The 24,525-nt window shown below is 57.2% G+C and carries 16 protein-coding genes and 2 pseudogenes; 11 read left to right on the top strand and 7 right to left on the bottom strand.

The features are described from left to right. Positions 1-51 precede the first annotated feature (51 nt). From LOY38_RS14625 to LOY38_RS14605, 5 genes are all read right to left on the bottom strand, one after another. The gene (locus LOY38_RS14625) at positions 52-867 is read right to left on the bottom strand and encodes a hypothetical protein (protein ID WP_258700635.1); all 816 of its coding nucleotides are present in this window, start codon (positions 865-867) and stop codon (positions 52-54) included. Positions 868-1,049: 182 nt separating this feature from the next. Then, on the bottom strand, positions 1,050-1,463 hold the full coding sequence (locus tag LOY38_RS14620) for a hypothetical protein (RefSeq protein ID WP_258700634.1): 414 nt from the start codon (positions 1,461-1,463) through the stop codon (positions 1,050-1,052). Position 1,464: 1 nt separating this feature from the next. Further along, positions 1,465-3,510 carry a hypothetical protein gene (locus LOY38_RS14615; protein ID WP_258700633.1) on the bottom strand — a complete coding sequence of 682 codons (2,046 nt, stop codon included), beginning with the start codon at positions 3,508-3,510 and terminating at the stop codon, positions 1,465-1,467. A gap of 103 nt (positions 3,511-3,613) precedes the next feature. Further along, a complete protein-coding gene (locus tag LOY38_RS14610; RefSeq protein ID WP_258700632.1) occupies positions 3,614-5,257 on the bottom strand; it encodes a hypothetical protein in 1,644 nt (547 codons plus the stop codon). Positions 5,258-5,433: 176 nt separating this feature from the next. Continuing rightward, entirely contained in the window at positions 5,434-6,735 is a 1,302-nt protein-coding gene (locus tag LOY38_RS14605) for a site-specific integrase (protein ID WP_258700631.1), read from the bottom strand. A 149-nt stretch (positions 6,736-6,884) separates the two neighbouring features. Between LOY38_RS14605 and LOY38_RS14600 the strand changes: the two are divergent. Together LOY38_RS14600 and pgm are read left to right on the top strand one after the other, a co-directional pair. Next, positions 6,885-8,126 (top strand): annotated as a pseudogene (locus LOY38_RS14600) (aminotransferase class I/II-fold pyridoxal phosphate-dependent enzyme); the annotation flags it as partial. 111 nt (positions 8,127-8,237) lie between these two features. Next, complete coding sequence (gene pgm / locus LOY38_RS14595; protein ID WP_258700630.1) at positions 8,238-9,884, top strand: phosphoglucomutase (alpha-D-glucose-1,6-bisphosphate-dependent); 1,647 nt, start codon at positions 8,238-8,240, stop codon at positions 9,882-9,884. 208 nt (positions 9,885-10,092) lie between these two features. Here pgm and LOY38_RS14590 read toward each other — a convergent pair whose 3' ends face one another. Further along, on the bottom strand, positions 10,093-10,788 hold the full coding sequence (locus LOY38_RS14590) for a pirin family protein (protein WP_258700629.1): 696 nt from the start codon (positions 10,786-10,788) through the stop codon (positions 10,093-10,095). Positions 10,789-11,068: 280 nt separating this feature from the next. On the opposite strand from LOY38_RS14590, the gene LOY38_RS14585 reads away from it, so the two are divergent. The 3 genes from LOY38_RS14585 to LOY38_RS14575 all read left to right on the top strand — a co-directional run bounded on the left by LOY38_RS14585 (position 11,069) and on the right by LOY38_RS14575 (position 16,386). Next, positions 11,069-13,543, top strand: a complete 2,475-nt coding sequence (locus LOY38_RS14585; RefSeq protein WP_258700628.1) for a UvrD-helicase domain-containing protein — start codon at positions 11,069-11,071, stop codon at positions 13,541-13,543. Positions 13,544-13,831: 288 nt separating this feature from the next. Further along, positions 13,832-15,208: a pyridoxal-phosphate dependent enzyme gene (locus LOY38_RS14580; RefSeq protein WP_258700627.1), complete on the top strand. Its 1,377-nt coding sequence runs from the start codon at positions 13,832-13,834 to the stop codon at positions 15,206-15,208. Next, complete coding sequence (locus tag LOY38_RS14575) at positions 15,205-16,386, top strand: cystathionine gamma-synthase (RefSeq protein ID WP_258700626.1); 1,182 nt, start codon at positions 15,205-15,207, stop codon at positions 16,384-16,386. Before LOY38_RS14580 ends, LOY38_RS14575 begins: the two co-directional genes overlap by 4 nt. 121 nt (positions 16,387-16,507) lie before the next feature. On the opposite strand, the gene LOY38_RS14570 is transcribed toward LOY38_RS14575, so the two are convergent. After that, positions 16,508-16,783 (bottom strand): DUF1652 domain-containing protein, encoded by a 276-nt coding sequence (locus LOY38_RS14570; RefSeq protein ID WP_258700625.1) that lies wholly within the window; start codon positions 16,781-16,783, stop codon positions 16,508-16,510. A 240-nt stretch (positions 16,784-17,023) separates the two neighbouring features. Here LOY38_RS14570 and LOY38_RS14565 point away from each other — a divergent pair. The 6 genes and pseudogenes from LOY38_RS14565 to LOY38_RS14540 all read left to right on the top strand — a co-directional run. Continuing rightward, positions 17,024-17,212: pseudogene (locus tag LOY38_RS14565) on the top strand (transposase); the annotation flags it as partial. Between the two features lie 629 nt (positions 17,213-17,841). Beyond that, positions 17,842-19,299 (top strand): serralysin family metalloprotease, encoded by a 1,458-nt coding sequence (locus LOY38_RS14560; RefSeq protein WP_258700624.1) that lies wholly within the window; start codon positions 17,842-17,844, stop codon positions 19,297-19,299. Between the two features lie 91 nt (positions 19,300-19,390). After that, a complete protein-coding gene (locus LOY38_RS14555) occupies positions 19,391-19,813 on the top strand; it encodes a protease inhibitor Inh/omp19 family protein (protein ID WP_258700623.1) in 423 nt (140 codons plus the stop codon). Positions 19,814-20,024: 211 nt separating this feature from the next. Then, the gene (locus LOY38_RS14550) at positions 20,025-21,812 is read left to right on the top strand and encodes a type I secretion system permease/ATPase (protein WP_258700622.1); all 1,788 of its coding nucleotides are present in this window, start codon (positions 20,025-20,027) and stop codon (positions 21,810-21,812) included. Next, positions 21,809-23,158 (top strand): HlyD family type I secretion periplasmic adaptor subunit, encoded by a 1,350-nt coding sequence (locus LOY38_RS14545; protein WP_258700621.1) that lies wholly within the window; start codon positions 21,809-21,811, stop codon positions 23,156-23,158. The genes LOY38_RS14550 and LOY38_RS14545 overlap by 4 nt, the downstream gene beginning before the upstream one ends. A gap of 2 nt (positions 23,159-23,160) precedes the next feature. Then, entirely contained in the window at positions 23,161-24,525 is a 1,365-nt protein-coding gene (locus tag LOY38_RS14540) for a TolC family outer membrane protein (protein WP_258700620.1), read from the top strand.

Here is a 24,525-nt window from a genome sequence, read left to right as displayed (position 1 = left end):
AAGATCGGCATTAGGCAAAACGAAATCATTGCAAGCTCGGCTTACGACCTCCTAAAGCATGGGTGAATCTGTTGAAAGTCGCTCGAACACGTCGTTGTAGATCTCTCCATCGGCCAGAGCGAACAGCAGCATCTCCACCTCATGAATACGACCCGGATCCTCCCATAACGCTGTGCTGACTCCGCGCAATAGGGCCAAGTATTTCAGGTAGGTGTCAGCTTTCGGGATTAGATGCTTGATTCTCACTTTAGCCGGATCACTGCTTTCACCGTTTTGAAGCCGCTGGCTCAAAAGCAGGGTGGTGACATCCAACATCTTGAGGCGCGAATTTTGACCGGGCGGCGTCGGAAAAATCAGTTGGTTGGCACCGGCCAGGTAATTGATGGCATTCAGGGAGTATGCGACACGAGTATCATAGATACAGGCCCAGTCGGGACACACGATCGAAGCCCACTTCGACCAGCTGCTTATGCCTTGGAAGGGGATCTTCAACCGCTGAGGGGCAACCGGCGAGCCCTTGAGTCCGCTGAAGAGTGCGAGCGTTTCGTTAACCTTGGTAAAACGCCGTATCCCACCCCATTCCTTAATAAAGTACATCGCGATTTCAGCCTGCCTGACGGTACAGGTGCTCGATGCGACCTGTTGCCGTAATGATTTTTTCAGCTCCATCACTTTGTCGAACAAGGTTTGGCCTGAAAACGAAATCCCGAATCTTTCGGTCGCTATGCTGCTAGTGAATTTCCATGTGTATAGAGAAGGCAGGCAATCCTTCTTGTCGCTCAAATACTGCGCTACGCATTCTTCCATTGAGATTTGATTCTTTTTCATCAGGTCTAGCCGTTGCTCGTTAATGGGAGAATCAGGCATCTGAACGCCCTGGCTTCATGTGCTCGTGCCGTCGATGCTGCCCAATACTCACCAGCATCATACCTATGTAGTGAAACGACCCTGACGATGGGTGAGTACGGGCATTGAGGTGAGCCAGGTGAGTGAGGCCATCCCATCACTGCTGGCGTCGGTCATTGAAAACTACATCAGGGCAAAGCGCTTTACTCCTTGCGATCATGCTTGGGCAGAGGCGCGTTCAGATCTTCGCGTTTCAAGCCATGAAGCACCGCATTGTGAATAAACCGTCGTGCCATATCCGCCATTCCCTGCAGCTCATTCTTCAGCTGATTGATCTGAGCTTGCTGCCTCGCAATCGTCTCCGCCGCAGCGGTGAGGCTCTTCGGCTTTGGAATGCTCGCGAGCCTGTCTCGATTAGACGTGATGGCGGCTTTTCGGATTTTGTAGGCGTTGATCACCGCCGGCTTGTCTGCAAACGCCTGGCGCGTGGGGACGAAATCCAACACCGATTCCGAAGACTTGCAGATGGCATCCCAAGTCAGCTTTTTGTCGATCGGCCAATCTCTGATGAGGTTGGTGATCGCTTTCAATTCTTTGGGAGTGAAGGCGCGGGGCATGTCAGTTCGTTCCCATCATTTCGTTGAGGCAAAGCCGCAGGTCGTCGTCATAGATGTCGTCCAGAATGTCAGTGACTACGCTGTCTTTGTCGAGCTGCGGCTGCTTTTTAGCCAAAATTCTTTTCGCATGCGTGAAGTCTTTGCCCACCATCTGCACAGGGCTGCCATCTGGAATGTCCGGGTTTTCGTGCATGGCCACGATTTGGTTCAGTCTCTCCAGATAGCGAGTATGAGTATCTACCCAGCGCGTGGCAGGTCGATTTCCTGCCTCGATCTCTTTAAGCGTTGCTCCTAGGTTCTCCGCCACATGATCCCGTTCAACCTTTACGGCTTGAAGCGAGTTTTTGTGCCCTTTGCAGTGCAAAAGATCAGAGCAGTTGAGGCAATCACCTGACTTCTGGCAGGCGCTCGTTGTCCAGGCGTGCATGCAAATGCCGTAACGCGTTGCGATGATTGGGCCTTTGTCGCGAACGTCGTATTCAGCGGCGGTGATAGGCTCTGGAGTCACGTCTGCAACAGGGATGAGGCTTTCGCTCAGCTTGCGGGCTTCCCGTCTAGGGTCTTGGTGGATATAGTCGCGAGTCTGTTTGACCGAGGCTCGACCACTCCAGTGCGTAATGAACTCGATGCTTTGGCCCGCCTCTTTGGCTGCCGTGTTCAGAAAGTGACGCAGCTGGTGCGATCTGAGCGAGGTGTCGGGATATCCGTGCCGGCTCAAAAAAGACTCATAAGTCTTGCCATTGACTGAACTCACCTTGCTGGGCGCGACGCGTTTGGAGTAGTGATGCTGGTTAGTCGGCGCGAGTAGCGCGGGGCTGGTGGTTCTGAATTCACCCAGCTGAAATTTCAGGAAGCAGAGTAATGACTCCGACATTTTCGGTGGTTTGACGGGATAGAGGTCAGGGTTTACCTGATAAGGAAAGAATGGATTCTTGCGCATGTTATAGGCGCGAATCAATTCCCAGAGCTTATCAAGCGTCCACATTCCGAGCTCGTAAGAACCCGTGAGGTGTTTTATCAAAGTTTCTGCAGATGCAATTGACGGTCGACCGAGCGCCGCCGAGACTTGTTGCGGTGTCAGAATCTGGTCTCTAGGAACATCCGGTACTCCAGGGTGTGGAAAAAACGCAGTCGATCCGCTCTCAAGGTAAATTGCTAGTTTACGACCTTCTTTCGTAATATTTTCAAGGCGCTTAAACGCTTCTCGGCAATGATCTGCCATTACCGCTGGGATACCCTTCGTAACCATCTTCTTATTTTTGGTAGAGTAGTAGTGTAGGTACCACTGGATAACGCCCTGTTTGTCTGTTTCTGATTTCAATGAGTCCAGCCGCAGGCGCATTTTCTCCGCGATGCGCATAGGCACCGACAACAGAATCGCGGTGATGCTTGATACATAAGCTGCTTCATCATCAAGCTCGCCGTGGTAACCCCGAGAGAAAATTTCTGCAAACGCCAGCAGTGCGTCGTCATCTGGAAGAGAGGATTTCGTAGGTTCTTCATCCCTTGCTAAATCCTTGACTGAGAACGGATGCTCCCAGTATTTGAGGCTATGAGAGGTGATATTCTGCTGTGCCACTACACGCACAAGAGCTTTGAGGGCCACTGCTGCGTTAAGCTGACCCTTCTTTCTCTTTTTGATAATATCAACCGCTTTCTCAAGATGCAGCGGAGATAACCGGGTTATGTCTGCATAGCCATCCACCTCAACCAGAGCTGCACCAACAATCTGTACGGCAAGATAGTCTACGCGGAATGCTTTTGTGGGATCGCCGCGCCGGCTATTGAGTAGATAAGCCTTAGCAAACTCCATGTAGCCTGAATCAAATTGCTGTGCCGGCATGGGCAGCGCTCTTGCGTGCAATTTTATGCCATATTTCATGAAGCGAAGTAAACCGCGCGGGGTGTTCCAGATGTTAGCACTCCACGAAAAACCAGGTAAATTTTTCCAAACTGGACTGATATTTTGAGCCAGGTGGATGTAGTTTGCCAAATTTTTTTGGTTGGTTAACTGGGATTTCGACCGAAATGGGATCGTATTGGTCATGTTTGTCTCACTCGCTCTCAGTCGCATGATGTGTTTTTCGTGAAGAGTGTTCTGGACTACTTGGGCGCTTATTCGGAATATTTTTCTTCGATTAATCGTTTCGTTACTTATTGGATTCTTGTTTGTTGAGCTCTTGTTTTCGGGCATCACACAACTTGATCACGAGCTTTACCGCTGCGATGTCCTTATCCAGCTGCAACGGGACGAGCATTCGTCTTGCCTTGCTCGGTAAATTAATGTTGTTTTCCTCCTCTTGGCGCTCAATCAGCCTGATGAGAACTTCGTCATGTGGAGCATCGACCCATGGCTCAAATTTGGAGCAGCGGTAGCAAGGAATGGGCACTGATGCTGAACAAAAACCGTGCTCGCCACAGCTACCGACACTGTGCCGTCCATCCAACTCAACTCTGCTAGATGGGTCATTACCCCGTGTGGCGTCAGATTCTTTATCGCGAATCGAGCCAGAGAATGCTTGAGCAAGTGGCCCCAGAATTATCTGCATTTCGTCATTCAACAATCGGGCGTCTTCAGCTGGATCGTTGTAATAGTGCTCTAGTGAGTTTTCAAACTCTTGTCCCAACCAATACTGCAGAGTCACGCGTGGCACTCCTAAACGTGCGAGTTGTCTAGCACGCGTATACCTCATCCGGTAAGCAAACTGACGCACTGGCTGTCCCGTGCGCTGGGAAATGACCGGAGTGCCTTTATTATTGCTGAGAATAATTGCCATCCCGCCGGGCCTGAGATGTAAAGGAGATGTTGAACAACTACTATCCGAGAATAACTGAGATCGGTTGTTTTTGAGGGATACTAACTTTTTCGGATTTTTCTGAAAAAATGGTAACTGATTGCGTTCAAATGGAGTAAGTTCGCACTGAAATAATCTTTCGTGGTCGGATATAGTGCCTTTTATTTGCAGTTGGCACAAATCCCAAAGGTCATCGCCCATCGGGTGGGTCTCAAATTTCGATCCGCGAAACCATTCTTCTGCGTGCCTGTCTTTAGCGCCAGGAAAGCTGACCCGCTTTCCCGAGATACCGTCAGTTTCATCTTCACATTGAAAATCACAGACCTTAAGAGTTGCTAATTGAATGCCGCGCCTGCCATATTGGCCGTTGAGCAACAATGCCGTAGTATCACGCAAACCAACCTTGTCGCTCTCGTAATCCGTCCAATAAGTGTCAATTAGATCGTCGTATTCTTGAGATGTATACCAGCCTTCGGTAGGGTCGTCAGAAGTTATCCTTGCACGTGAGCGGGAGGCGGGGCGTTTCAAAAAGTTTACCGCATCGATTGTTTCTGAGGTCAGCCCTGGATAGCCCAGCCGATACCAGATATTCAAAAACAATCGAAGTATATTAGCGGCCGAGTTACTTTTATTTTTGATCAGGTTTTGAAAGCTCGTTGGCGTAAATTTTTTAGTTGGAACATCTCGCAAGGCTTTTTCGAGCGTCCCGATGTTGCTTCTCAGTGTAAGCGGCCCACGTGAACCACTTTGAGCGATTGCTTGGACTGTGGATTTGAAGCCAATTAGAGTCTGGCTGTCCAATTTCATAATGCATGTGATGTTCTTATGATAGGCTCCCGCAATTATCACCTTTTTGTGAATAAATTCGACGGAATATGCACCTGCGTGCTTTGCTTGGTTACGGTCGAACTCCTCTAGAAGTTCGAGGTCATCTTGTCTCGGGTCTTCGAAGTCTAGAGGCTGCGTCAGTTCGTCAGCTATTTCTGTTTTTGCGTTCATTATGCAGGCGTCCGGTAATTTGTTTTTTATGTTTTATGTTTTATGTTTTATGTTTTATGTTTTATGTTTTTATGTTTAGTTGTCGGGCGAGGGGAGTTCGGCACCAGACTGAATGCGGCTATGGCTGCAAGTAACGAGCTCTCGCAAAAGTGATATCTATTCCAATAGATGCTTTCTCAATCACCGATCCCATTTCTGTTGTTAGTGGGCCGTTTGCGATCCGATTTGTTTCTTGCAGTGTCCGACGCGATCGCACGCCCGTGCTCGTTGGCGGACTGTTGAATACTTCGCAAGTCATAGTCGAGAGCAGACTGAGAGCCAGCGACCCACCCCATCCAGTGTTCTCGTTCCTCCCGGGCTTTCTGGTCACTTAATCCCCGCTTGATGCAGTCTTGCGAGAAACGGTAGTTCCAGTGGTGTCGAAGGAGGTGAGGGTGTAACCCTTTGAGTCTCTTGTCGCGACTGATGATCACCGCCAGCGCAGACCGAAACGTTGCAATCTCAATTTCACGGCCCTGATTCCGTCCGCCCTTGTGGTTGACGAAGATGAATGAACCATCATCAAAGCCGACGTTTGGTATCTCTGCACGATACGTTCCCAAATAGGTGAACATCATCTGCTCAAGTTGTTCGGAGATCGGGAGGGTGCGGCCGAGTGTTTTGGCCACGGGTTGGTTGATCCGTCGGTCGAATTCGTCGTCGTGATTGCGCTCAATTCTGATGTAAGCGTGTTCTCCGGCCGACGCCGGGATGAAGTCTGAATATCTTAAACTCAGCAATTCACCAAGACGGATGCCGATGTCGTAAAGGATCCTGAGGGCCAATGCGTTTCGAAACGCGAGCCCATGCTTGAAATTCGATACTGGCTCTATCTTTGAGGTGCCGTATTCCAGGTTTTCCTTTTTTGGATTTTCTGGGTTTTTATCGTCGAACGATTCGAATAGCTCCAGCAGTGCTGTATCTGCCTCATCAGTTAGCTTCTTGGCGATGCGCCGCCTTTTAGCTTGTGACTTCGAGCCGCTCTTAGGTTTGCGCTCAGCTAAATTTGCTTGTAGGCGTTCGATAAGGAACCTGTTCTCTTCTGAATTCGAGTCTTTAATCCAGTGTCCGAATAACCATCCGAGATAGTCGATCAGGATGTCCAGGTAGTAGCTAACGCGCGCGCCCTTGATTCTGGTGCCATCCAGCTCTTTCGTGTTGGTCGACAGCGACTGCACAAGCGATTCCACCTCCGGCACCGTGAGCAGCTTCTTCGTCGCAAACCGGTGATCCAGGTCGATCTTTTTTTCGTTCGCCCAGTCGTACAGCTTCTTCAGGCAGTACAGGTTCACCCGCTGCGTATTTGCCGTAAGGCTGGCCAAACGCATGCTGATGTAAGCAGTTGGGAAGTACAGTGGAAACCCATCCCCCTCCGTATCCATGAGCAATGAGAACCGGCTCCCGTCCCTAGCTTTGTAGTCTTTGATCCTCAATGCCATGTCTTTACACTTCTAGTCGGAGTTCGTGTTAGGGGCTTTTTGTCTTTACACAAAAAGCGTACAGATTGAGTACGTTTATCGCTTCTAGACCTTGATCTAATTGAGTTTCATGGTCTTTTTGATTACGTTCTACTGTATGCAGTATGGATTATTCGCTGTTGGAGAAGGAAGGGCGCGTCTATTCAGTCGCCAAGTCGGGCTATTACGCACTACCGGTGTCCTCCGTCGGCATGCCCGGCAGCGGCAAGGACCTGCTCGAAACGGTCTATGTCAACGCCAGACGTCCTGGCATGCTGGTGCTGAGCGCCGATGAGCCGGCGTTGTTACAGCCCCTGGATAGCCCGTTGTTGTTGCTGGAGCGAGAATTGCTGCGCCAGTATCCGCGCCAGCCACAACCGCCTTCACAACCCTGCGGCGAGCTGGAGCTGCGCACAGCCCTCGCGGCGCGCTACACCACTTCGCCGACACGCTGCTGGCATGCCGATGATGTCTATATCGGCGCAGACCTGCGTGGCGTCCTGGAAATATTGATCGCCGCCCTTGGCCTCAAAGACACGGTAGTGGTGGTCGAGTCGCCGTGCGACTGGGTGATTCTGCGCCTGCTCCAGGGCGCGGATGTGAAGGTGATCGAATTGCCGTTGCAAGCCAATGGCGGTCTGGATCTTGAGCAATTGAACCATTTGCTTGAGACCGAGCGGGTGCGACTGGTGATGCTTTCATCGGGACTGAACATGCCCAGGGGCAGTGTGGCGCCTGACAGCAACAGGCAATCCACCGCACGGCTGCTGGAGCGACATGGCAGTTGGGTGTTGGAAAACGATTGTTACGGCGAACTCGAATTCGAGCCGAACGGCCTGCGGTTTCGCGATCTGCTGGACCCTGACCGGCTGATCGTGTTTTCCACGTTCGAGAAAATCATCGGGTCGGAGGCGCCCTATGGCTATGTGCTTTCGCGACGGCTGCGCGCCGACCTGCAACGGCACTTCTTGCTGCGTGCCTTCCGTTTGTCGCTGATTCGTCAGAAAGCCATCGCACGGCTGTACAGCAACGGACGTATCGATCAACACCTGCAGGTGTTGCGTCGACTGCTCAAGGAACGCATGGTGCAGATGACCCAGTTGCTCGAAGAGCGTCTGCCTGACGCGCTGCACTTCGTCGAACCCCGGGGCGGGGCGACGATCTGGATCCGCTCGTTGCGCCAGGTCAATGTACATCGAGTGTTCCAGCGACTGCTCAAGCAGCAAGTGGTCATCGCGCCGGGGGAGTTGTTCAGCCTGCATGGCCTGCACGGGCAGCACTTGCGCCTGAGTCATACGTTCGGCGACGATCACGACCTCATCGCCGCACTGGGGCTGCTGGGAGATGCCTTGCGCCTGGAATCGATCGATTGAACCGGGACGCCAAACATCCTCGATACCTGACATTCGATAACATCGCGCTACGGTCAAACTGTCAGTAAACTGCATCCCTATTCCCGAACCACTCTCTTTCAGAGGTTTTGCATGACACTCAGTCCTTTTGCGGGCAAACCGGCACCGGCAGAACTGTTGGTCGACATCCCGCGACTGGTAACGGCCTATTACACCGGCCAGCCCGATGCAGCCATTTCTACCCAGCGTGTCGCCTTCGGCACGTCCGGACACCGAGGTAGCTCGTTCGACCTGAGTTTCAATGAATGGCACGTTCTGGCCATCAGCCAGGCGATCTGCCTGTACCGCGAAGCCCAGGGCATCGACGGTCCGCTGTTCGTCGGGATCGATACCCACGCGTTGTCCACGCCGGCCGGTGCCAGCGCCCTGGAAGTGCTGGCGGCGAACGGCGTGACGGTGATGATCGCCGAAGGCGACGAGTACACCCCGACGCCAGCCATTTCCCATGCGATTCTTTGCTACAACCGTGGGCGCACCTCGGGCCTGGCGGACGGCATCGTCATCACGCCGTCCCACAACCCGCCGCAAAGCGGTGGCTACAAGTACAACCCAACCAACGGCGGCCCGGCCGATACCCACATCACCAAGTGGATCGAAGCCAAGGCCAACGAGCTGCTGGCGGCCAGGCTCGCCGGCGTCAAACGCATCAGCTACGAACAGGCCCTGAAGGCCAGCACCACCCATCGTCATGATTACCTCAACACCTATGTCGCCGACCTGATCAACGTGATCGACTTCGACGCCATCCGCGATGCGAAGCTGCGTCTGGGTGTCGATCCGCTGGGTGGAGCAGGGGTGCGCTACTGGTCGGCGATTGCCGAGCACTACCGCCTGGACCTGGAAGTGGTGAATAAACAGGTTGATGCGACGTTCCGTTTCATGACCGTCGACTGGGACGGGCAGATCCGCATGGACCCATCGTCCAGCCACGCCATGCAAGGCCTGATCGGTCTGAAGGAGCGCTTCGACGTGGCCTTTGCCTGCGACCCTGACCACGACCGCCATGGCATCGTGACCCCGTCCGGTGGTTTGCTGGCACCGAACAATTACCTCGCGGTGTCGATCGACTACCTGTTCCAGAATCGTCCACAGTGGCGCGCCGATGCGGCCGTGGGCAAAACAGTGGTCAGCAGTGGCTTGATCGATCGCGTTGCCAAACGTCTGGGCCGCCGTCTGTACGAAGTGCCGGTCGGCTTCAAATGGTTTGCCGACGGTCTGTTCGACGGTTCCCTCGGTTTTGGCGGCGAAGAAAGCGCCGGCGCGTCGTTCCTGCGCAAGGACGGCGGGGTCTGGTGCACCGACAAGGACGGGTTGATTCCAGCGCTGCTGGCCGCCGAAATGACTGCTCGTACGGGCCGGGATCCAAGCCAGGCTTATCGTGCATTGACCGATGAACTGGGCGAACCTTTCTCGGTACGGGTCGATGCCAAGGCAAATCCTGAGCAGAAAGCGCTGCTGAGCAAATTGTCGCCGGACCAGGTCACCTCGACTCAACTGGCGGGCGAAGCGATCCAGAGCATCCTCAGCCACGCACCGGGCAACGACCAGGCCATCGGCGGTCTGAAAGTCATGACCGAGAACGGCTGGTTCGCGGCACGGCCGTCGGGCACTGAGGATATCTACAAGATCTACGCAGAAAGCTTTGTCAGTGACGATCACCTCAAGCAACTGGTGGCCGAGGCTCAGACACTGGTGGATGGCGCAATTTCTGCGAAGTGATTGAGGGCTCTGTGGCGAGGGAGCTTGCTCCCGCTGGGGCGCGAAGCGGCCCTCAAATCAGGCGACGCGATCTGTCAGGCATACTGCATCGCCGGGTTTGCGACTGCTTCGCAGCCGGACGGGAGCAAGCTCCCTCGCCACAATGAAAAATGAATAAAAAAGGGCGACCATCCACGGTCGCCCCTTTTTTTGTCCTGCATTTACCGCATCAAGCCACATCCACCAACACGATCTCACTGTCCTCAATCGCCGTCACGCGCAACACCTGCTCATCGGCAACCGCGACACCGTCTCGAGCTTGTGCACGCAAGCCATTGACTTCAATGACACCTGTTGCCGGCACCAGGTAAGCGCGACGTCCATTGTCCAGGCGGTATTCCGCCGTTTCCCCGGCTTTCAGGTTGGCCGCCACCAGGCGCGCATCGGCACGAATGTGCAGGCTTTGATCGTCCCCGGCCTTGCCGCTGGCCAAGGTCACGAAACCTTCGCGCTGGCCTTTGGGGAATGGCTTGGCGCCCCACGACGGTGCCGAACCGGCTTCGTTGGGGATGATCCAGATCTGAAAGATCCGGGTCTCGGTCGTTTCCAGGTTGTACTCACTGTGAGCGATCCCGGTGCCGGCGCTCATGACCTGAACGTCGCCCGCTTCGGTACGGCCCTCGTTGCCGAGGTTGTCCTGGTGGGTAATCGCGCCTTCACGCACGTAGGTGATGATTTCCATGTCCCGGTGCGGGTGTTGCGGGAACCCGGTACCGGCGGCAATCACGTCATCGTTCCACACCCGCAGGTTGCCCCAGTTCATGCGTTTGGGGTCGTGGTACTCGGCGAACGAAAAGTGGTGATGGGCATCCAACCAGCCATGGTGCGCGCCGCCCAGCGAGTTGAAAGGTCTGAGTTCAAGCATGATCGTCTCCTGAAAAGGTTCGTCATGGGGCAGAACGCCTGAGCCACAAAACGAGAACCGGTGGTTGATGGCAAGCATCATCTATCAGGTAATAATCGATAAAAAGCGTAAAAATTGCCTGAATCCAATCGGGAAAGTCGATATTTAATAACCTCGAAACGTTCTCATCCAACGTTCACTTCATCGCATAAGCCAATGACCTGTAAGCATTTTACTAGAACTCAACGGCAAATGCAGACACCATAGCCCTCAACAGCCTCACACCCTGGAGTCCGTCAGCGTGCCGCAACACACCCCCGATCTTCCTCCCGAACTTCGTCCATTGGCCGAGATGCCGTTGCTCAAGCGCCTGGCCGCCCGGTTTTTTGGCCACGGCCTGACCCGCCTGCGCGCGCAACACCGTGCGTCCTGGCTGCACGGGCAAGCCGACGGTTTTCGCAGCGGCCACAGCGCCGGTGTGGAGTACGGCTATAAGGAAGGCAAGCTCGAGGGGTTGGAGGAAGGTCGGCAGGTTCTGCTGATCCGCGACTCGCGCTCAACCGAGCATCGACCGCCCAATGTCGATGACAATCTGTTCGACGATTGGCGCCTGCCATTGAGCGCTGAGCTGAAAAAACGCATGAAGGCCGACGTTGCTAGGCTGCTGCCCGCGCATGCCCAGCCGAGCGCTGCCCAATGGAAGATGATTTTCAGCGACACACCGTCGACTTCGGTGATCGCCGGGGCGGGCGCGGGCAAGTCGACCACCCTGGTGCTGCGAATCCTGCTGCTCAGCCACTACCTGGGGTTTGAGCTGAGTTCGATGACCGTGGTGACCTTCACCCGGGAGTCGCGCAAGGACTTCATCAACAAGCTGATCGAGCTGTTTGCAGTATGGGGCCGGGGAATCAGCTTTAAAGAGGCGCGCGATCTGGTGCGCACTTTCCATTCGCGTATCCTGCCGATGGTTCGCAGCCTGCCGGGTTTCGAGCGGCTGCAAGCCTTCGAAAACCTCAGCTTTCGTGTGCAGGGCGGCGATGAGGAGGTCGACAGCAATCCCTTCGACCTGCGCATCAATGACGCCCAGCGTCAGCAACTCAATGCCTGCTATCACAGCCTGTACACCCGCGATGAGCGCTTTCGCGAGTTGATCAAGCCTTTGTCTCGTCATGCCTTGCAGCTCAAGGAGCTGGAGCGTGATCACCCGGACGTGCAGAAGCGCATGGCAGTGACGGAGCTCGCCGCCAAGCGCGATGAAGAGCTGTGCGACACCATCGAGGACTTGTGGTTTCGCGCGGGTGCCTGGCCAATCAAGGGCATCGAGCCGAATCGCCAGACCTTCGACATCAACGGCTCGACCTTTCACTGCCACGGTTACATTCCGGCGCTGGATGCCTGGGTGGTGTTGGGTTTCGACCCTCGGGAAAACCCGCAGGTCAGCCGTCCGAATGCCAAACTTACCGTGCGCGCGGAATGGGCGGTAAAACGCACCCTGTTTCAAGCTTTCTGTCGTAAGCCATTGATATGGTTTGATAGTTACGAGTCTTCAAAGCGTGTTTTGGCCTCTCTTGCCGGCGACGCCAGCGCCGGGCCGGGCTTTGATTACAAGGTCAAGGGCGAGCTCGGTTCCGCGCCGTTGCTGGACTGTTTTGTCGCGGCTGCCGGGTTTATCGAAAACCTCGGCCTGGATGTGCCCAGTGCCGTGGGCCAGATGAGTTTCGCCAAGGATGATCCGGACCGGTTTTTCTTCGAGGCCTTGAGCCTGTTCTGGCGAGCGCTGGAAGATCATCTGCTGGATCAATCGCCACCCGTGATGACCTACAACCGGATGTTTGCCCTGTTCAGCGAGCACTCACCGGAGAATCTCAAGCTGCTCAGCGATGAGCTGCTCAGGCCGATGTCGCACTTGATGATTGACGAGTTTCAGGACGTGTCGCCGCAGATCGTTTCCTGGATCCGCGCCAGCCTGGCCGAGATCCGCAGTCGTGGCCCGGCCATGCATGTGGGGCGCGGCGCGCAACGTTCGTCATTGCTTTGTGTGGGGGACGACTGGCAGTCGATTTACGGCTGGCGCGGTAGCTCGCCGACCTACTTCATGGAGTTCAACAAGGCGTTCCCGTCGCCGAGCACGACCAAGGTGATGCTCAGCGACAACTACCGTAGCCATCAGCACATCATCGACGCGGCGGAGCATATCGTCCGCGCGGCACCGGCAATCGCCGGCAAGAAGGCCAAGGCCAGCGGCGAGCCCAAGGCGCTGTTGCCGGTGAACGTTCTCGATCGGGATGACCAGGGCATGGCCCAGCGGTTGATCGAGCACTACAGAAAAGGCGATTCAATCTTGATGCTTTATCGAAAAAGTAGCGATAAGTCATTGATAGAAGAGCATATTCAGTCCGTAGTTAATGTGGATTCTAGCTTGCCGCACGACGCGCGAAGGCTCAAGCAACTGACCTATCACAGCGCCAAGGGCCTGCAAGCTGATGCGGTATTCCTGCTGGGCGATTGCCAGCATCTGACCAGCTCGCCTTACAAGAACCAGGTCTATCGCATGGCCGGACTCGGCAAGGCCGGCGACAGCGAGCCCTACGACAGCGCGCAGAAAGACGAGATTTTGCGGCTGGCCTACGTGGGCATCACCCGCGCGGTGAGCCATTGCTACTGGTATGTCGATGGCCAGGATACCCAGGCGGTGAATATGCCCAAGGCCTCCGATAGGATCGGCAAGGGCAAAGTGTTTTTTGCCGATCACCGTCAAGGAAAAGTGCTGGCCTGACCCTTAAGAGAGTCTTGAGTCAGAAGAACCCGTGGCGAGGGAGCTTGCTTCCGCTTGAGTGCGCAGCACTCACAAAAATCGGCAATGGTTCTCGGATTTTTGGGGCCGCTACGCGACCCGGCGCGAGCAAGCTCGCTCGCCACAGAGACGCTACCGACTGGCTGCGAAAAGTTGCGAGGGGCGCAATCCCGGCCTATGGTCCAAGCGAGACTTTGCTTGCGACTGGCGCGCTTGGCTGGCCGCAGGTCGCTGTCCATCCAGTGCGGATATCCGCAGCGAGGTGACGACATGCCTAACGACTCCCGTCCTGCCGTGCTCGAACTGATTGGCAATACGCCACTGGTGCGTGTCAGCTGCTTCGATACCGGTCCGTGCACACTGTTTCTCAAACTCGAATCGCAGAACCCCGGCGGTTCGATCAAGGACCGCATCGGCCTGGCGATGATCGACGCCGCCGAGCGCGATGGTCGCCTGCGCCCTGGCGGCACCATCGTCGAGGCCACCGCTGGCAACACCGGTCTGGGTCTGGCACTGGTCGGCCGCGCCAAGGGTTACCGGGTGGTGCTGGTGGTGCCGGACAAGATGTCCACCGAGAAGGTCCTGCACCTCAAGGCGATGGGCGCCGAGGTGCACATCACCCGCTCCGACGTCGGCAAGGGCCATCCCGATTATTACCAGGACGTCGCTGCGCGGCTGGCCAAAGACATTCCCGACGCCTTCTTCGCCGATCAGTTCAACAACCCGGCCAACCCGCTGGCCCACGAATGCAGCACCGCGCCGGAGATCTGGGCGCAGACCCAGCATGATGTGGATGCCATCGTCGTCGGCGTCGGTTCGGCCGGCACGCTGACCGGGCTCACCCGTTTCTTCCGCCGCGTACAGCCGAACCTGGAAATGGTACTGGCCGATCCGGTCGGCTCGGTGATGGCCGAGTACAGCCGCAGCGGCACCCTCGGCACGCCCGGATCGTGGGCGGTGGAAGGCATCGGCGAGGATTTCATTCCGTCGATTGCCGACCTGTCCAGCGTGCGTCACGCCTATTCGATCAGCGACGAGGAAAGTTTCGATCATGCCCGCCAACTGCTGCGCGCCGAAGGCATTCTTGGCGGCTCTTCGACCGGTACCTTGCTGGCGGCGGCATTGCGTTACTGCCGCGAGCAAACCGAGCCGAAGCGGGTGGTCAGTTTCGTCTGTGACACCGGCACCCGCTACCTGTCGAAGATCTACAACGACCAGTGGATGAACGATCAGGGTCTGCTTGCGCGCAAGCGCTACGGCGATTTGCGTGACCTGATCGCCCGGCGCTTCGAGGATGGCCGGGTGGTCAGCGTGGGGCCGGACGACACCTTGCTCACAGCGTTCCAGCGCATGCGCCTGGCGGATGTATCGCAACTGCCGGTGCTGGTGGATGGGCAGCGGCTGGTCGGGGTGATCGACGAGTCTGACATTCTGCTTGGCGTGCACGAAGACGCTACGCACTTCCGAATGACCGTGACCAGCGCGATGACCGACAAGCTCGAAACCCTGCTCCCCGGCGCCAGTCTTGCTGAACTGGAGGCGGTGCTCGATCGTGGGCTGGTGGCGATCATCGCCGACACCTCGGGCTTTCACGGCTTGATTACTCGTGTCGACATGCTCAATCACTTGCGGAGATCCCTCGCATGAGCCAGCACGATGAAACCGTCGCGCCACGCGGCTTCGCCACCCGTGTGATCCATGCCGGGCAGACGCCGGACCCTACCACCGGGGCGCTGATGCCGCCGATTTACGCCAACTCCACCTATGCGCAGCAGAGCCCCGGTGTGCACAAGGGCTTCGACTACGGGCGCTCGCACAACCCGACGCGCTTTGCCCTGGAGCGTTGTGTGGCGGACCTTGAGGGTGGCACCCAGGCGTTTGCCTTCGCCTCCGGGCTGGCGGCGATCGCGACGGTGCTCGAGCTGCTCGACGCTGGCGCGCACATCGTTTCTGGCAATGATCTGTACGGCGGAACTTTCCGACTGTTTGAACGGGTGCGCCGACGCAGCGCCGGGCATCGCTTCAGTTTCGTCGAACTGACGGACCTGGCGGCCTTCGAAGCGGCGCTGCAGGACGACACGCGAATGGTCTGGGTCGAGACGCCGAGCAATCCTTTGCTAAGCCTCACCGATCTCACCGCCGTCGCGCGGATCTGTCGCGAGCGAGGCATCATCTGTGTGGCCGACAACACCTTTGCCAGCCCGTGGATCCAGCGTCCGCTGGAACTGGGCTTCGACATCGTGTTGCACTCGACCACCAAGTACCTGAACGGCCACTCCGACGTGATCGGCGGCATCGCGGTGGTCGGGCAGAATGCCGAACTGAGCGAGCGCCTGGGGTTTCTGCAGAACGCGGTGGGGGCGATTGCCGGACCGTTCGACGCTTTTCTCACCCTGCGCGGCGTGAAGACGTTGGCATTGCGCATGGAGCGCCATTGCAGCAACGCGCTGGAGCTGGCGCAATGGTTGGAGAGGCAACCGCAGGTGGCGCGCGTTTTTTATCCGGGCCTGGCATCGCACCCGCAGCACGAACTGGCGCGGAGGCAGATGCGCGGATTCGGCGGGATGATTTCCCTCGAGCTGAACAGCGACCTGGCTGGTGCCAGACGTTTCCTGGAGAGTGTGCGGATCTTCGCCTTGGCCGAGAGCCTGGGCGGGGTGGAAAGCCTGATCGAGCACCCGGCGATCATGACCCACGCCACCATCCCGGCAGAAACCCGCGCGAAGCTCGGTATCAGCGATGCGCTTGTGCGTTTGTCAGTGGGGGTCGAGGATGTCGAAGACCTGCGCGCCGATCTGGCTCAGGCCCTGTTGCTGATGGGTTAAGCGCAATCCATGTGGGAGCGGGCTTGCTCGCGAAGGCGGTGTGCCAGGCAACATCAATGTCGAGTGATACTCCCTCTTCGCGAGCGAGCCCGCTCCCACAGGTTTTGTGGAACAGCGACTGTCAGGCGTAATTCCCGAGCGCCGCCGGTGGAATGAACGTCTCCAGTTCATCTTCCACGGCTTCGATTATCCGTTCTACATCGGCAGCATTCATGACCGTTGCACAAGGAATACCGGCAATGGCGATCATGGTTTCGCCACTGGCGCGATCGAACAGGCGGGCAACCATGCTGCCCGGCGCATCCATGGTCGCCTCGAAACCCATGGGATGAAAATGCCAGCGCATCAGCTGGCAGGCATTTGGAAAAGTGACCTTACTGAATGAGCCTTGATTCATGTGTTGCCCACCTTCTTCATCGAGCGCTTCCTTTAGCTCATGTTAGGAGGGAAGAGCCTTCAATGGCTCAACCGGTGACTGCCTTTAAAAGTAGCACCCGGATGTGAAAATCATGTGGAATTTTTCAGTCCGTTTAGCGATTGGTTCAATTTTTTTGACGCAGGTCATGAGATACCGGCATTTCGGCCAAAGACCAGCATCGCCGGGCATCCCGTTGGTCATTGACGCCCGGACGACTTTTTGACTTGGGTGGTGATGCCAGACCCTATGCACTGTTTGGTAGAACTTCGGGATAAAACGCTGCCCGAGCTGATGTGTCGAATCAAGTCCCGAAGTAGTCTGGCCGTTAATCAGGCGCTAGGGCGAAGCGGGCGTTTGTGGCAGAAGGGCTATCACGATCGAGCGGTTCGGCAGGAGGAGGATGTGAAAGGGCCGTTGCGGCCCAGCCGGTGAATGTAGTGAGTTCGGTGTTGCCACTCATGGGATACCTCCAGATCAGGAGACAGGGGCTTTGGCAGCTCGGAGGCTGCGACGGAGCCAGGGAAGGGGACGGTCGGGCAGCGCTGATCAGCGGCCAAGGCGTAATGATTCTAGCAGCTCGGGATGGCGAGGATGGTCTGAGGCCCGTTTCGGCTGCGGGAAATGTGACGCGCGGTGCCGGTATTTTCCCGTGTAGTCACGGAGCACTGTCCCTGGCCACCACTACAACTAACTGAACGTTTAATTAGTTGATGGCAATGCACTGGCACTTATATTAACTGGTCCGAAAAGCGAGAACGCCTCAACAAAAAACAACTTATTTCTATTTAATATTTAAATAGAAGATTGTCAGACAATCAGGTTGAAACCCTGAACTACAAACAATATTTCGACAGCGCACGCACTGTTTACGGGGGTTGTCTGGAATAGTTCAATTTGACGTCAAAAAAAACGTAGACGTTTGATTTTGAATTGTGTCAGTTTTTATACGCCTTCATTGGGCGAGTGATAGGACGATCTCGCCAGAGATTGTCGTATCGGACAAAAACTGTTCCATTGCTAAACAAGGAAGTGTGTTTATGTCGAAAGTAAAAGACAACGCTATTGATCTTGCCGAACAGGCCTTTGCGCCATTGCAAGCGCTGGCTGCACCCAGTTCCGCCTACAACCAGATCGATAGTTTCAGCCATCAGTATGATCGGGGCGGCAATCTCACGGTCAATGGCAAACCCTCCTTCTCCGTCGACGAGGCCGCTACCCAGCTGCTGCGCGACGGGGCTGCCTACCAGGACAAGGACGGCAGCGGCAAAATCGAACTGACCTATACGTTCCTGACCTCGGCCTCGTCGAGCACCATGAACAAGCATGGCATTACCGGGTTCAGCCAGTTCAATGCACAACAGAAAGCCCAGGCCGTGCTCGCCATGCAATCCTGGGCCGACGTGGCCAACGTCACCTTCACTGAAAAAACCACTGGCGGCGACGGTCACATGACTTTTGGCAACTACAGCGGCGGTCAGGACGGCGCGGCGGCATTCGCCTATCTGCCTGGCACAGGGGCAGGTTATGACGGTACTTCCTGGTACTTGACCAACAGCAGCTACACGCCGAACAAGACGCCGGACCTGAACAACTACGGCCGTCAGACCCTGACTCACGAAATCGGTCACTCTCTGGGCCTGGCTCACCCCGGCGACTACAACGCCGGTGAAGGCACGCCGACCTACAATGACGCGACTTACGGGCAAGACACCCGCGGCTACAGCGTCATGAGTTACTGGAGTGAAAGCAATACCGACCAGAACTTCAGCAAGGGCGGCGTGGAAGCCTATTCCTCCGGCCCGCTGATGGACGATATCGCCGCCATCCAGAAACTCTACGGTGCCAACACCACCACCCGTACGGGTGACACCACCTACGGCTTCAACTCCAATGCCGGTCGCGACTTCCTGAGCGCGTCTTCGTCGTCGGATAAAGTCGTGTTCTCGGTGTGGGATGCGGGCGGCAAGGACACCCTGGATTTCTCCGGTTTCACCCAGAACCAGAAGATCAACCTCAATGAAGCCTCGTTCTCCGACGTTGGCGGCCTGGTGGGCAACGTGTCCATCGCCAAGGGCGTCACCGTCGAGAACGCGGTTGGCGGTTCGGGCAGCGACCTGTTGATCGGTAACAGCGTGTCCAACGAGCTGAAGGGCGGTGCCGGCAACGACATCCTCTACGGCGCGGGCGGTGCCGACAAGCTGTGGGGCGGCTCGGGTTCGGACACCTTCGTGTTCGCGGCCAGCAGCGATTCCAAGCCAGGTGCCGTCGACCAGATCCTCGATTTCGTCAGTGGCCTGGACAAGATTGACCTGACCGGCATCACCAACGGTGCGGGCCTGCACTTCGTGAATTCGTTCACCGGTGCGGCAGGCGATGCAGTGTTGACCACTTCGGGCGGCAACAGCCTGTTGTCGGTGGACTTCTCCGGGCACGGCGTGGCTGACTTCCTGGTCAGCACCGTTGGCCAGGCGGCGTACTCGGACATCGTGGCCTGATTCAAGGCAAAAAAGAGGGCGGCGCCTGACGCGCCGCGCTCTGTTCCTTGAACGGCAGGTGCCAAGGCTACAACCCAGAGTAAAACGCCCTATGATCCATAACGCTTTTACCTACAAAGCAACCGCGTGGCTGTTGGCGACGCTGATGATGTTTCTTGGAGATGCAGCCATGGCACGCAGTCTGAAATTAGCCGACCCATCGGAACTCGCGGGGAAATGGCAGGCCACCTTGAACACCGCACAAGACTCGGCGGAGTCCCAGGCGCTACAAGACAAGCCGTCGAATGTATGCACGGTCGAGCTTAAATCGAACCAGACCCTGGGTGAGGGGGCCGACTGCCTCGGCGCCTGGCTGAACGAGTCGGCGATTGGCTGGTTTCCGGAACCGGATGGCATTGCCGTGACCGGCAAAGAAGGCTCAAGAATAGTGTTCTTCAGCCGACAGCATGAGGGGCTTTATAAAAGTACCTTGAAGTCGGGCCTGATTATTACGCTCAAGCGCGAAGCGCATTAGGCGAAAACAACCGGACCGGCATCAGGCGCTGAATATAAAGCCCATTGTTGCAGTTATAAGCAGCCGATCAATAACTGGAACTCTTTAAAGAATATAAGCGTTGTTATGGATGTGTCAGCGATAACCGGCAAAAGAATGTCTCGGCCCGTGTGCGGACAGTTAACTGGAAACTCGCCAAGTAAGGCGAGGAATAACATCTCAGGAAAAACCAATGAAGATGGCGAAGAGCCCGGCCACTGCACCGTTATTCAAGGCACTGGGCGACTATAAAAGCATCCTGATCAGCGTCGGGTGTTTTACCGCGTTGATTAATGTGCTGATGTTGGTCCCGTCGATTTATATGCTCCAGGTCTATGATCGGGTGCTGTCTTCGCAAAACGAAACCACACTGGCGATGTTGTCGTTGATGGTGGTGGGGTTCTTTGCCTTTATCGGGCTGCTGGAGATCGTGCGCAGCTTCATCGTCATCCGTATCGGCAGCCAATTGGAGCGCCGCTTCAACCTGCGGGTGTATCAGGCCGCTTTCGAGCGCAACCTGTTCAAAGGCGAGGGCAACGCTGGGCAATCGCTGGGCGACCTGACCCACATTCGCCAATTCGTCACCGGCCCGGCGCTGTTTGCCTTCTTCGATGCCCCGTGGTTTCCGGTCTATCTGTTCGTGATCTTTCTGTTCAATGTCTGGCTCGGCGTATTGGCCACCGCAGGCGCGGTGCTGCTGATCGGGTTGGCCTGCCTCAACGAGGCCATGACCAAAAAGCCTTTGGGCGAAGCCGCGGGTTTTTCCCAGAAGTCCAGCCAACTGGCCACCAGTCACCTGCATAACGCCGAAACCATTCAGGCGATGGGCATGCTCGGCGCGTTGCGCAAGCGCTGGTTTGAGGTGCACTCGCGTTTTCTCGGCTTGCAGAATCAGGCCAGCGACACCGGCGCGGTCATCAGTTCCCTGAGCAAAACCCTGCGCCTGTGCCTGCAATCCCTGGTGCTGGGGCTGGGCGCCTTGCTGGTGATCAAGGGCGACATGACCGCCGGGATGATGATCGCCGGTTCCATCCTGATGGGCCGGGTGCTGAGCCCCATCGATCAGTTGATCGCCGTGTGGAAACAATGGAGCGGCGCCAAACTCGCTTACCGCCGGCTCGACGCCTTGCTCCAAGCCTTTCCACCGAGTGACGAGGCCATGGCGCTGCCGGCGCCGAAAGGCCAGATCACGTTCGAGCAAGTCAGCGCCGGCCCGCCAGGGCAACGGGCAGCGACCTTGCACATGGTCAATTTCAACCTGGGCGCCGGAGAGGTGATGGGCGTGCTCGGGGCTTCCGGGTCTGGTAAATCGACCCTGGCACGGGTGCTGGTCGGCGTCTGGCCGACGTTGGGCGGCACGGTGCGCCTCGACGGCGCGGACATTCATCGCTGGAACCGCGACGACCTCGGTCCTTACATCGGCTATCTGCCCCAGGACATCGAGCTGTTCAGCGGCAGCATCGCCGAAAACATCGCCCGGTTCCGTGAGGCGGATCCGCAAAAAGTCGTCGAAGCCGCGCAACAGGCCGGCGTCCATGAACTGATCCTGCGCATGCCCCAGGGCTACGACACCGTGCTTGGCGAGGACGGCAGCGGTTTGTCCGGTGGCCAGAAGCAACGTGTGGCCCTGGCTCGCGCGCTGTACGGCAACCCGAGCCTGGTGGTGCTGGATGAACCGAACTCCAACCTCGACACCGTCGGCGAAGCAGCACTGGCTGGCGCCATCGCGCACATGAAGGCCCGAGGCACCAGCGTGATTCTGGTCACCCATCGTTCTTCGGCCCTGGCCCAGGCCGACAAGTTGCTGGTGCTCAACGAAGGTCGCTTGCAGGCCTTCGGCCCAAGCCAGGAAGTGCTGAAGGCCCTGTCGGGCAATCAGCCTGCCAATCAGGAACCACCACGTGAAAAAGCCGCGCAGGCACCGGGCGGGCTCAGCATGAGCCGGCAGTATCAGCCCACGACCAGGAATTCGGGTGTATGAGCAGCGCACGCATGAACAACGACAGCGAAGCGACGATGGAACACGATTACATTGCCGAACGCCCTGAGCGCGACGCCCGTTTCTTCGCCCGCATGGGCTGGATTCTGGCGATTGTCAGCGCCGGCAGTTTTTTCACCTGGGCGAGCCTGGCGCCGCTCGATCAAGGCATTCCGGTGCAGGGCACCGTGGTCGTTTCGGGTAAGCGCAAAGCCGTGCAATCGATGAGCAGCGGCGTGATCAGCCAGATTCTGGTGCGCGAAGGGCAAGTGGTGAAGCAGGGCCAGCCGCTGTTCCGCCTCGACCAGACCCAGGTCGCCGCCGACGTGCAATCGCTGCAAGCGCAATACCGCATGGCGTGGGCCAGCCTGGCGCGCTGGCAGAGTGAACGGGACAACCTCAAGCAGGTGAATTTCCCCGCCGAACTGAGCAACGATCCTGATCCGCGCCTGGCCCTGGTGCTTGAAGGCCAACGGCAATTGTTCAGCAGCCGTCGCGAAGCCTTTTTCCGTGAGCAAGCCGCCCTGCGCGCGAACATCGAAGGTGCCGGCGCGCAACTGGCCGGCATGCGCCGCGCGCGCACCGACCTGACGGCCCAGGCCAGTTCCCTGCAACAACAGTTGAGCAATCTTCAGCCCTTGGCAGACAACGGCTACATCCCGCGCAACCGCTTGATGGAATACCAGCGTCAGCTGTCGCAAGTGCAGCAACAGCTGGCCGAGAACACCGGCGAAAGCGGTCGGGTGGAGCAGGGCATCCTCGAATCCCGGCTGAAGCTGCAACAGCACAGCGAGGAATACCAGAAGGAAGTGCGCAGCCAACTGGCCGACGCGCAGCTCAAAAGCGTGACCCTGGAAGAGCAACTGACTTCCGCCGGCTTCGACCTGCAACACAGCGAAATCATCGCCACCGCCGACGGCATCGCCGTCAACCTTGGGGTTCACACCGAAGGCGCGGTGGTGCGCCAGGGCGACACCCTGCTGGAGATCGTCCCGCAAGGCACGAGTCTTGAGGTGGAAGGGCATTTGCCGATCAACCTGATCGACAAAGTCGGCACGCACTTGCCGGTGGACATCCTGTTCACCGCGTTCAACCAGAGCCGCACCCCGCGAGTGCCGGGTGAAGTCAGCCTGATCTCCGCCGACCAGATGGTCGATGAGAAAACCGGTGCGCCGTATTACGTGCTGCGCAGCAGCGTCAGCGATCAGGCCATGGAAAAACTCAACGGCCTGGTGATCAAACCCGGCATGCCGGCAGAGATGTTCGTGCGCACCGGTGAACGTTCACTCCTCAACTATTTGTTCAAACCGCTGCTCGACCGGGCAGGCTCCGCGTTGACCGAGGAATAAGGATGTTCGGTTGTATGAAAAAGCTTTCCCTGCTCGCAGCGACCCTGGGGTTGCTGACGTGCAACAGCGCGATGGCCATGGGACCGTTCGACATTTACGAGCAAGCCTTACGCAATGATCCGGTGTTCCTCGGTGCCATCAAGGAGCGCGATGCGGGCCTTGAAAACCGTGCCATCGGCCGCGCCGGGCTGTTACCGAGGCTGGGTTACAACTACAACAAGGGCCGTAACTCCTCCAAGGTCACGCAACTGAATGACCGCGGTAACAGCCAGAGTGAAGATCGCAACTACAGCAGCTACGGCTCGACCTTGACCTTGCAACAGCCATTGCTCGATTACGAGGCTTACGCGGCGTATCGCAAAGGCGTGGCGCAATCGCTGTTTGCTGATGAAAACTTCCGGGGCAAGAGCCAGGAGCTGCTGGTTCGGGTGCTGGAGAACTACACCAAGGCGTTGTTCGCTCAGGACCAGATCGACATTGCGCGAGCGAAGAAAAAAGCCTTCGAGCAGCAGTTTCAGCAGAACGAGCAGATGTTCCGCCAAGGGGAGGGCACGCGCACCGATATCCTCGAAGCCGAGTCCCGTTACGAACTGGCGACCGCCGAGGAAATCGAGGCGCGTGACGAACAGGATGCAGCTCTGCGGGAACTGGGCGCCCTGATTGGCGTAGCCGCCATCGACATTGGCGACCTGACGCCACTGGACCAGAACTTCCAGACCTTCACCCTGCAACCGGCCAATTACGACACCTGGCACGAGATGGCGGTGGCCAACAACCCGAACCTGGCCTCCCAGCGTCAGGCGGTGGAAGTGGCGCGCTACGAGGTCGAGCGCAACCGCGCCGGGCACCTGCCGAAAGTCAACGCCTACGCCTCGATGCGCCAGAACGAATCGGAAAGCGGTAACACCTATAACCAGCGCTACGACACCAACACCATCGGCATCGAAGTCAACATGCCGCTGTACGCCGGTGGCGGCGTCTCGGCCTCGACCCGGCAGGCCAGCCGCACCATGGAACAGGCTGAGTACGAACTGGACGGCAAGACCCGGGAAACCTTGATCCAGTTGCGCCGCCAGTTCAGCGCCTGCCTGTCGGGGGTCAACAAGTTGCGGGCTTATCAGAAGGCCCTGACGTCGGCCGAAGCGCTGGTGGTCTCGACCAAGCAAAGCATTCTGGGCGGCGAACGGGTCAACCTCGATGCGCTCAACGCCGAACAACAACTGTTTACCACCCGCCGGGACCTGGCCCAGGCGCGCTACGACTATTTGATGGCCTGGACCAAATTGCACTACTACGCCGGCACCTTGAGCGAGCAGGACCTTGCCAAGGTGGATGAGGCGTTCGGCCAAGGCCCGAAAACTCAGTAG

It is taken from the genome of Pseudomonas sp. B21-015 (assembly GCF_024749285.1).
Taxonomy (GTDB): Bacteria; Pseudomonadota; Gammaproteobacteria; order Pseudomonadales; family Pseudomonadaceae; genus Aquipseudomonas.
Note: the sequence above shows the minus strand (reverse complement) of the source record. Positions and strands in the feature narration are given on the sequence as shown.

Excerpts from the sequence above, each read along its gene's own strand:
- LOY38_RS14545 (WP_258700621.1), top strand. The coding sequence starts at position 21,809 with ATGAGCAGCGCACGCATGAACAACGACAGCGAAGCGACGATGGAACAC.
- LOY38_RS14560 (WP_258700624.1), top strand. The coding sequence starts at position 17,842 with ATGTCGAAAGTAAAAGACAACGCTATTGATCTTGCCGAACAGGCCTTT.
- LOY38_RS14590 (WP_258700629.1), bottom strand. The coding sequence starts at position 10,788 with ATGCTTGAACTCAGACCTTTCAACTCGCTGGGCGGCGCGCACCATGGC.
- LOY38_RS14605 (WP_258700631.1), bottom strand. The coding sequence starts at position 6,735 with ATGGCATTGAGGATCAAAGACTACAAAGCTAGGGACGGGAGCCGGTTC.
- LOY38_RS14580 (WP_258700627.1), top strand. The coding sequence starts at position 13,832 with ATGCCTAACGACTCCCGTCCTGCCGTGCTCGAACTGATTGGCAATACG.
- pgm (WP_258700630.1), top strand. The coding sequence starts at position 8,238 with ATGACACTCAGTCCTTTTGCGGGCAAACCGGCACCGGCAGAACTGTTG.
- LOY38_RS14575 (WP_258700626.1), top strand. The coding sequence starts at position 15,205 with ATGAGCCAGCACGATGAAACCGTCGCGCCACGCGGCTTCGCCACCCGT.
- LOY38_RS14615 (WP_258700633.1), bottom strand. The coding sequence starts at position 3,510 with ATGACCAATACGATCCCATTTCGGTCGAAATCCCAGTTAACCAACCAA.
- LOY38_RS14540 (WP_258700620.1), top strand. The coding sequence starts at position 23,161 with ATGTTCGGTTGTATGAAAAAGCTTTCCCTGCTCGCAGCGACCCTGGGG.
- LOY38_RS14610 (WP_258700632.1), bottom strand. The coding sequence starts at position 5,257 with ATGAACGCAAAAACAGAAATAGCTGACGAACTGACGCAGCCTCTAGAC.
- LOY38_RS14625 (WP_258700635.1), bottom strand. The coding sequence starts at position 867 with ATGCCTGATTCTCCCATTAACGAGCAACGGCTAGACCTGATGAAAAAG.
- LOY38_RS14550 (WP_258700622.1), top strand. The coding sequence starts at position 20,025 with ATGAAGATGGCGAAGAGCCCGGCCACTGCACCGTTATTCAAGGCACTG.
- LOY38_RS14555 (WP_258700623.1), top strand. The coding sequence starts at position 19,391 with ATGATCCATAACGCTTTTACCTACAAAGCAACCGCGTGGCTGTTGGCG.
- LOY38_RS14570 (WP_258700625.1), bottom strand. The coding sequence starts at position 16,783 with ATGAATCAAGGCTCATTCAGTAAGGTCACTTTTCCAAATGCCTGCCAG.
- LOY38_RS14620 (WP_258700634.1), bottom strand. The coding sequence starts at position 1,463 with ATGCCCCGCGCCTTCACTCCCAAAGAATTGAAAGCGATCACCAACCTC.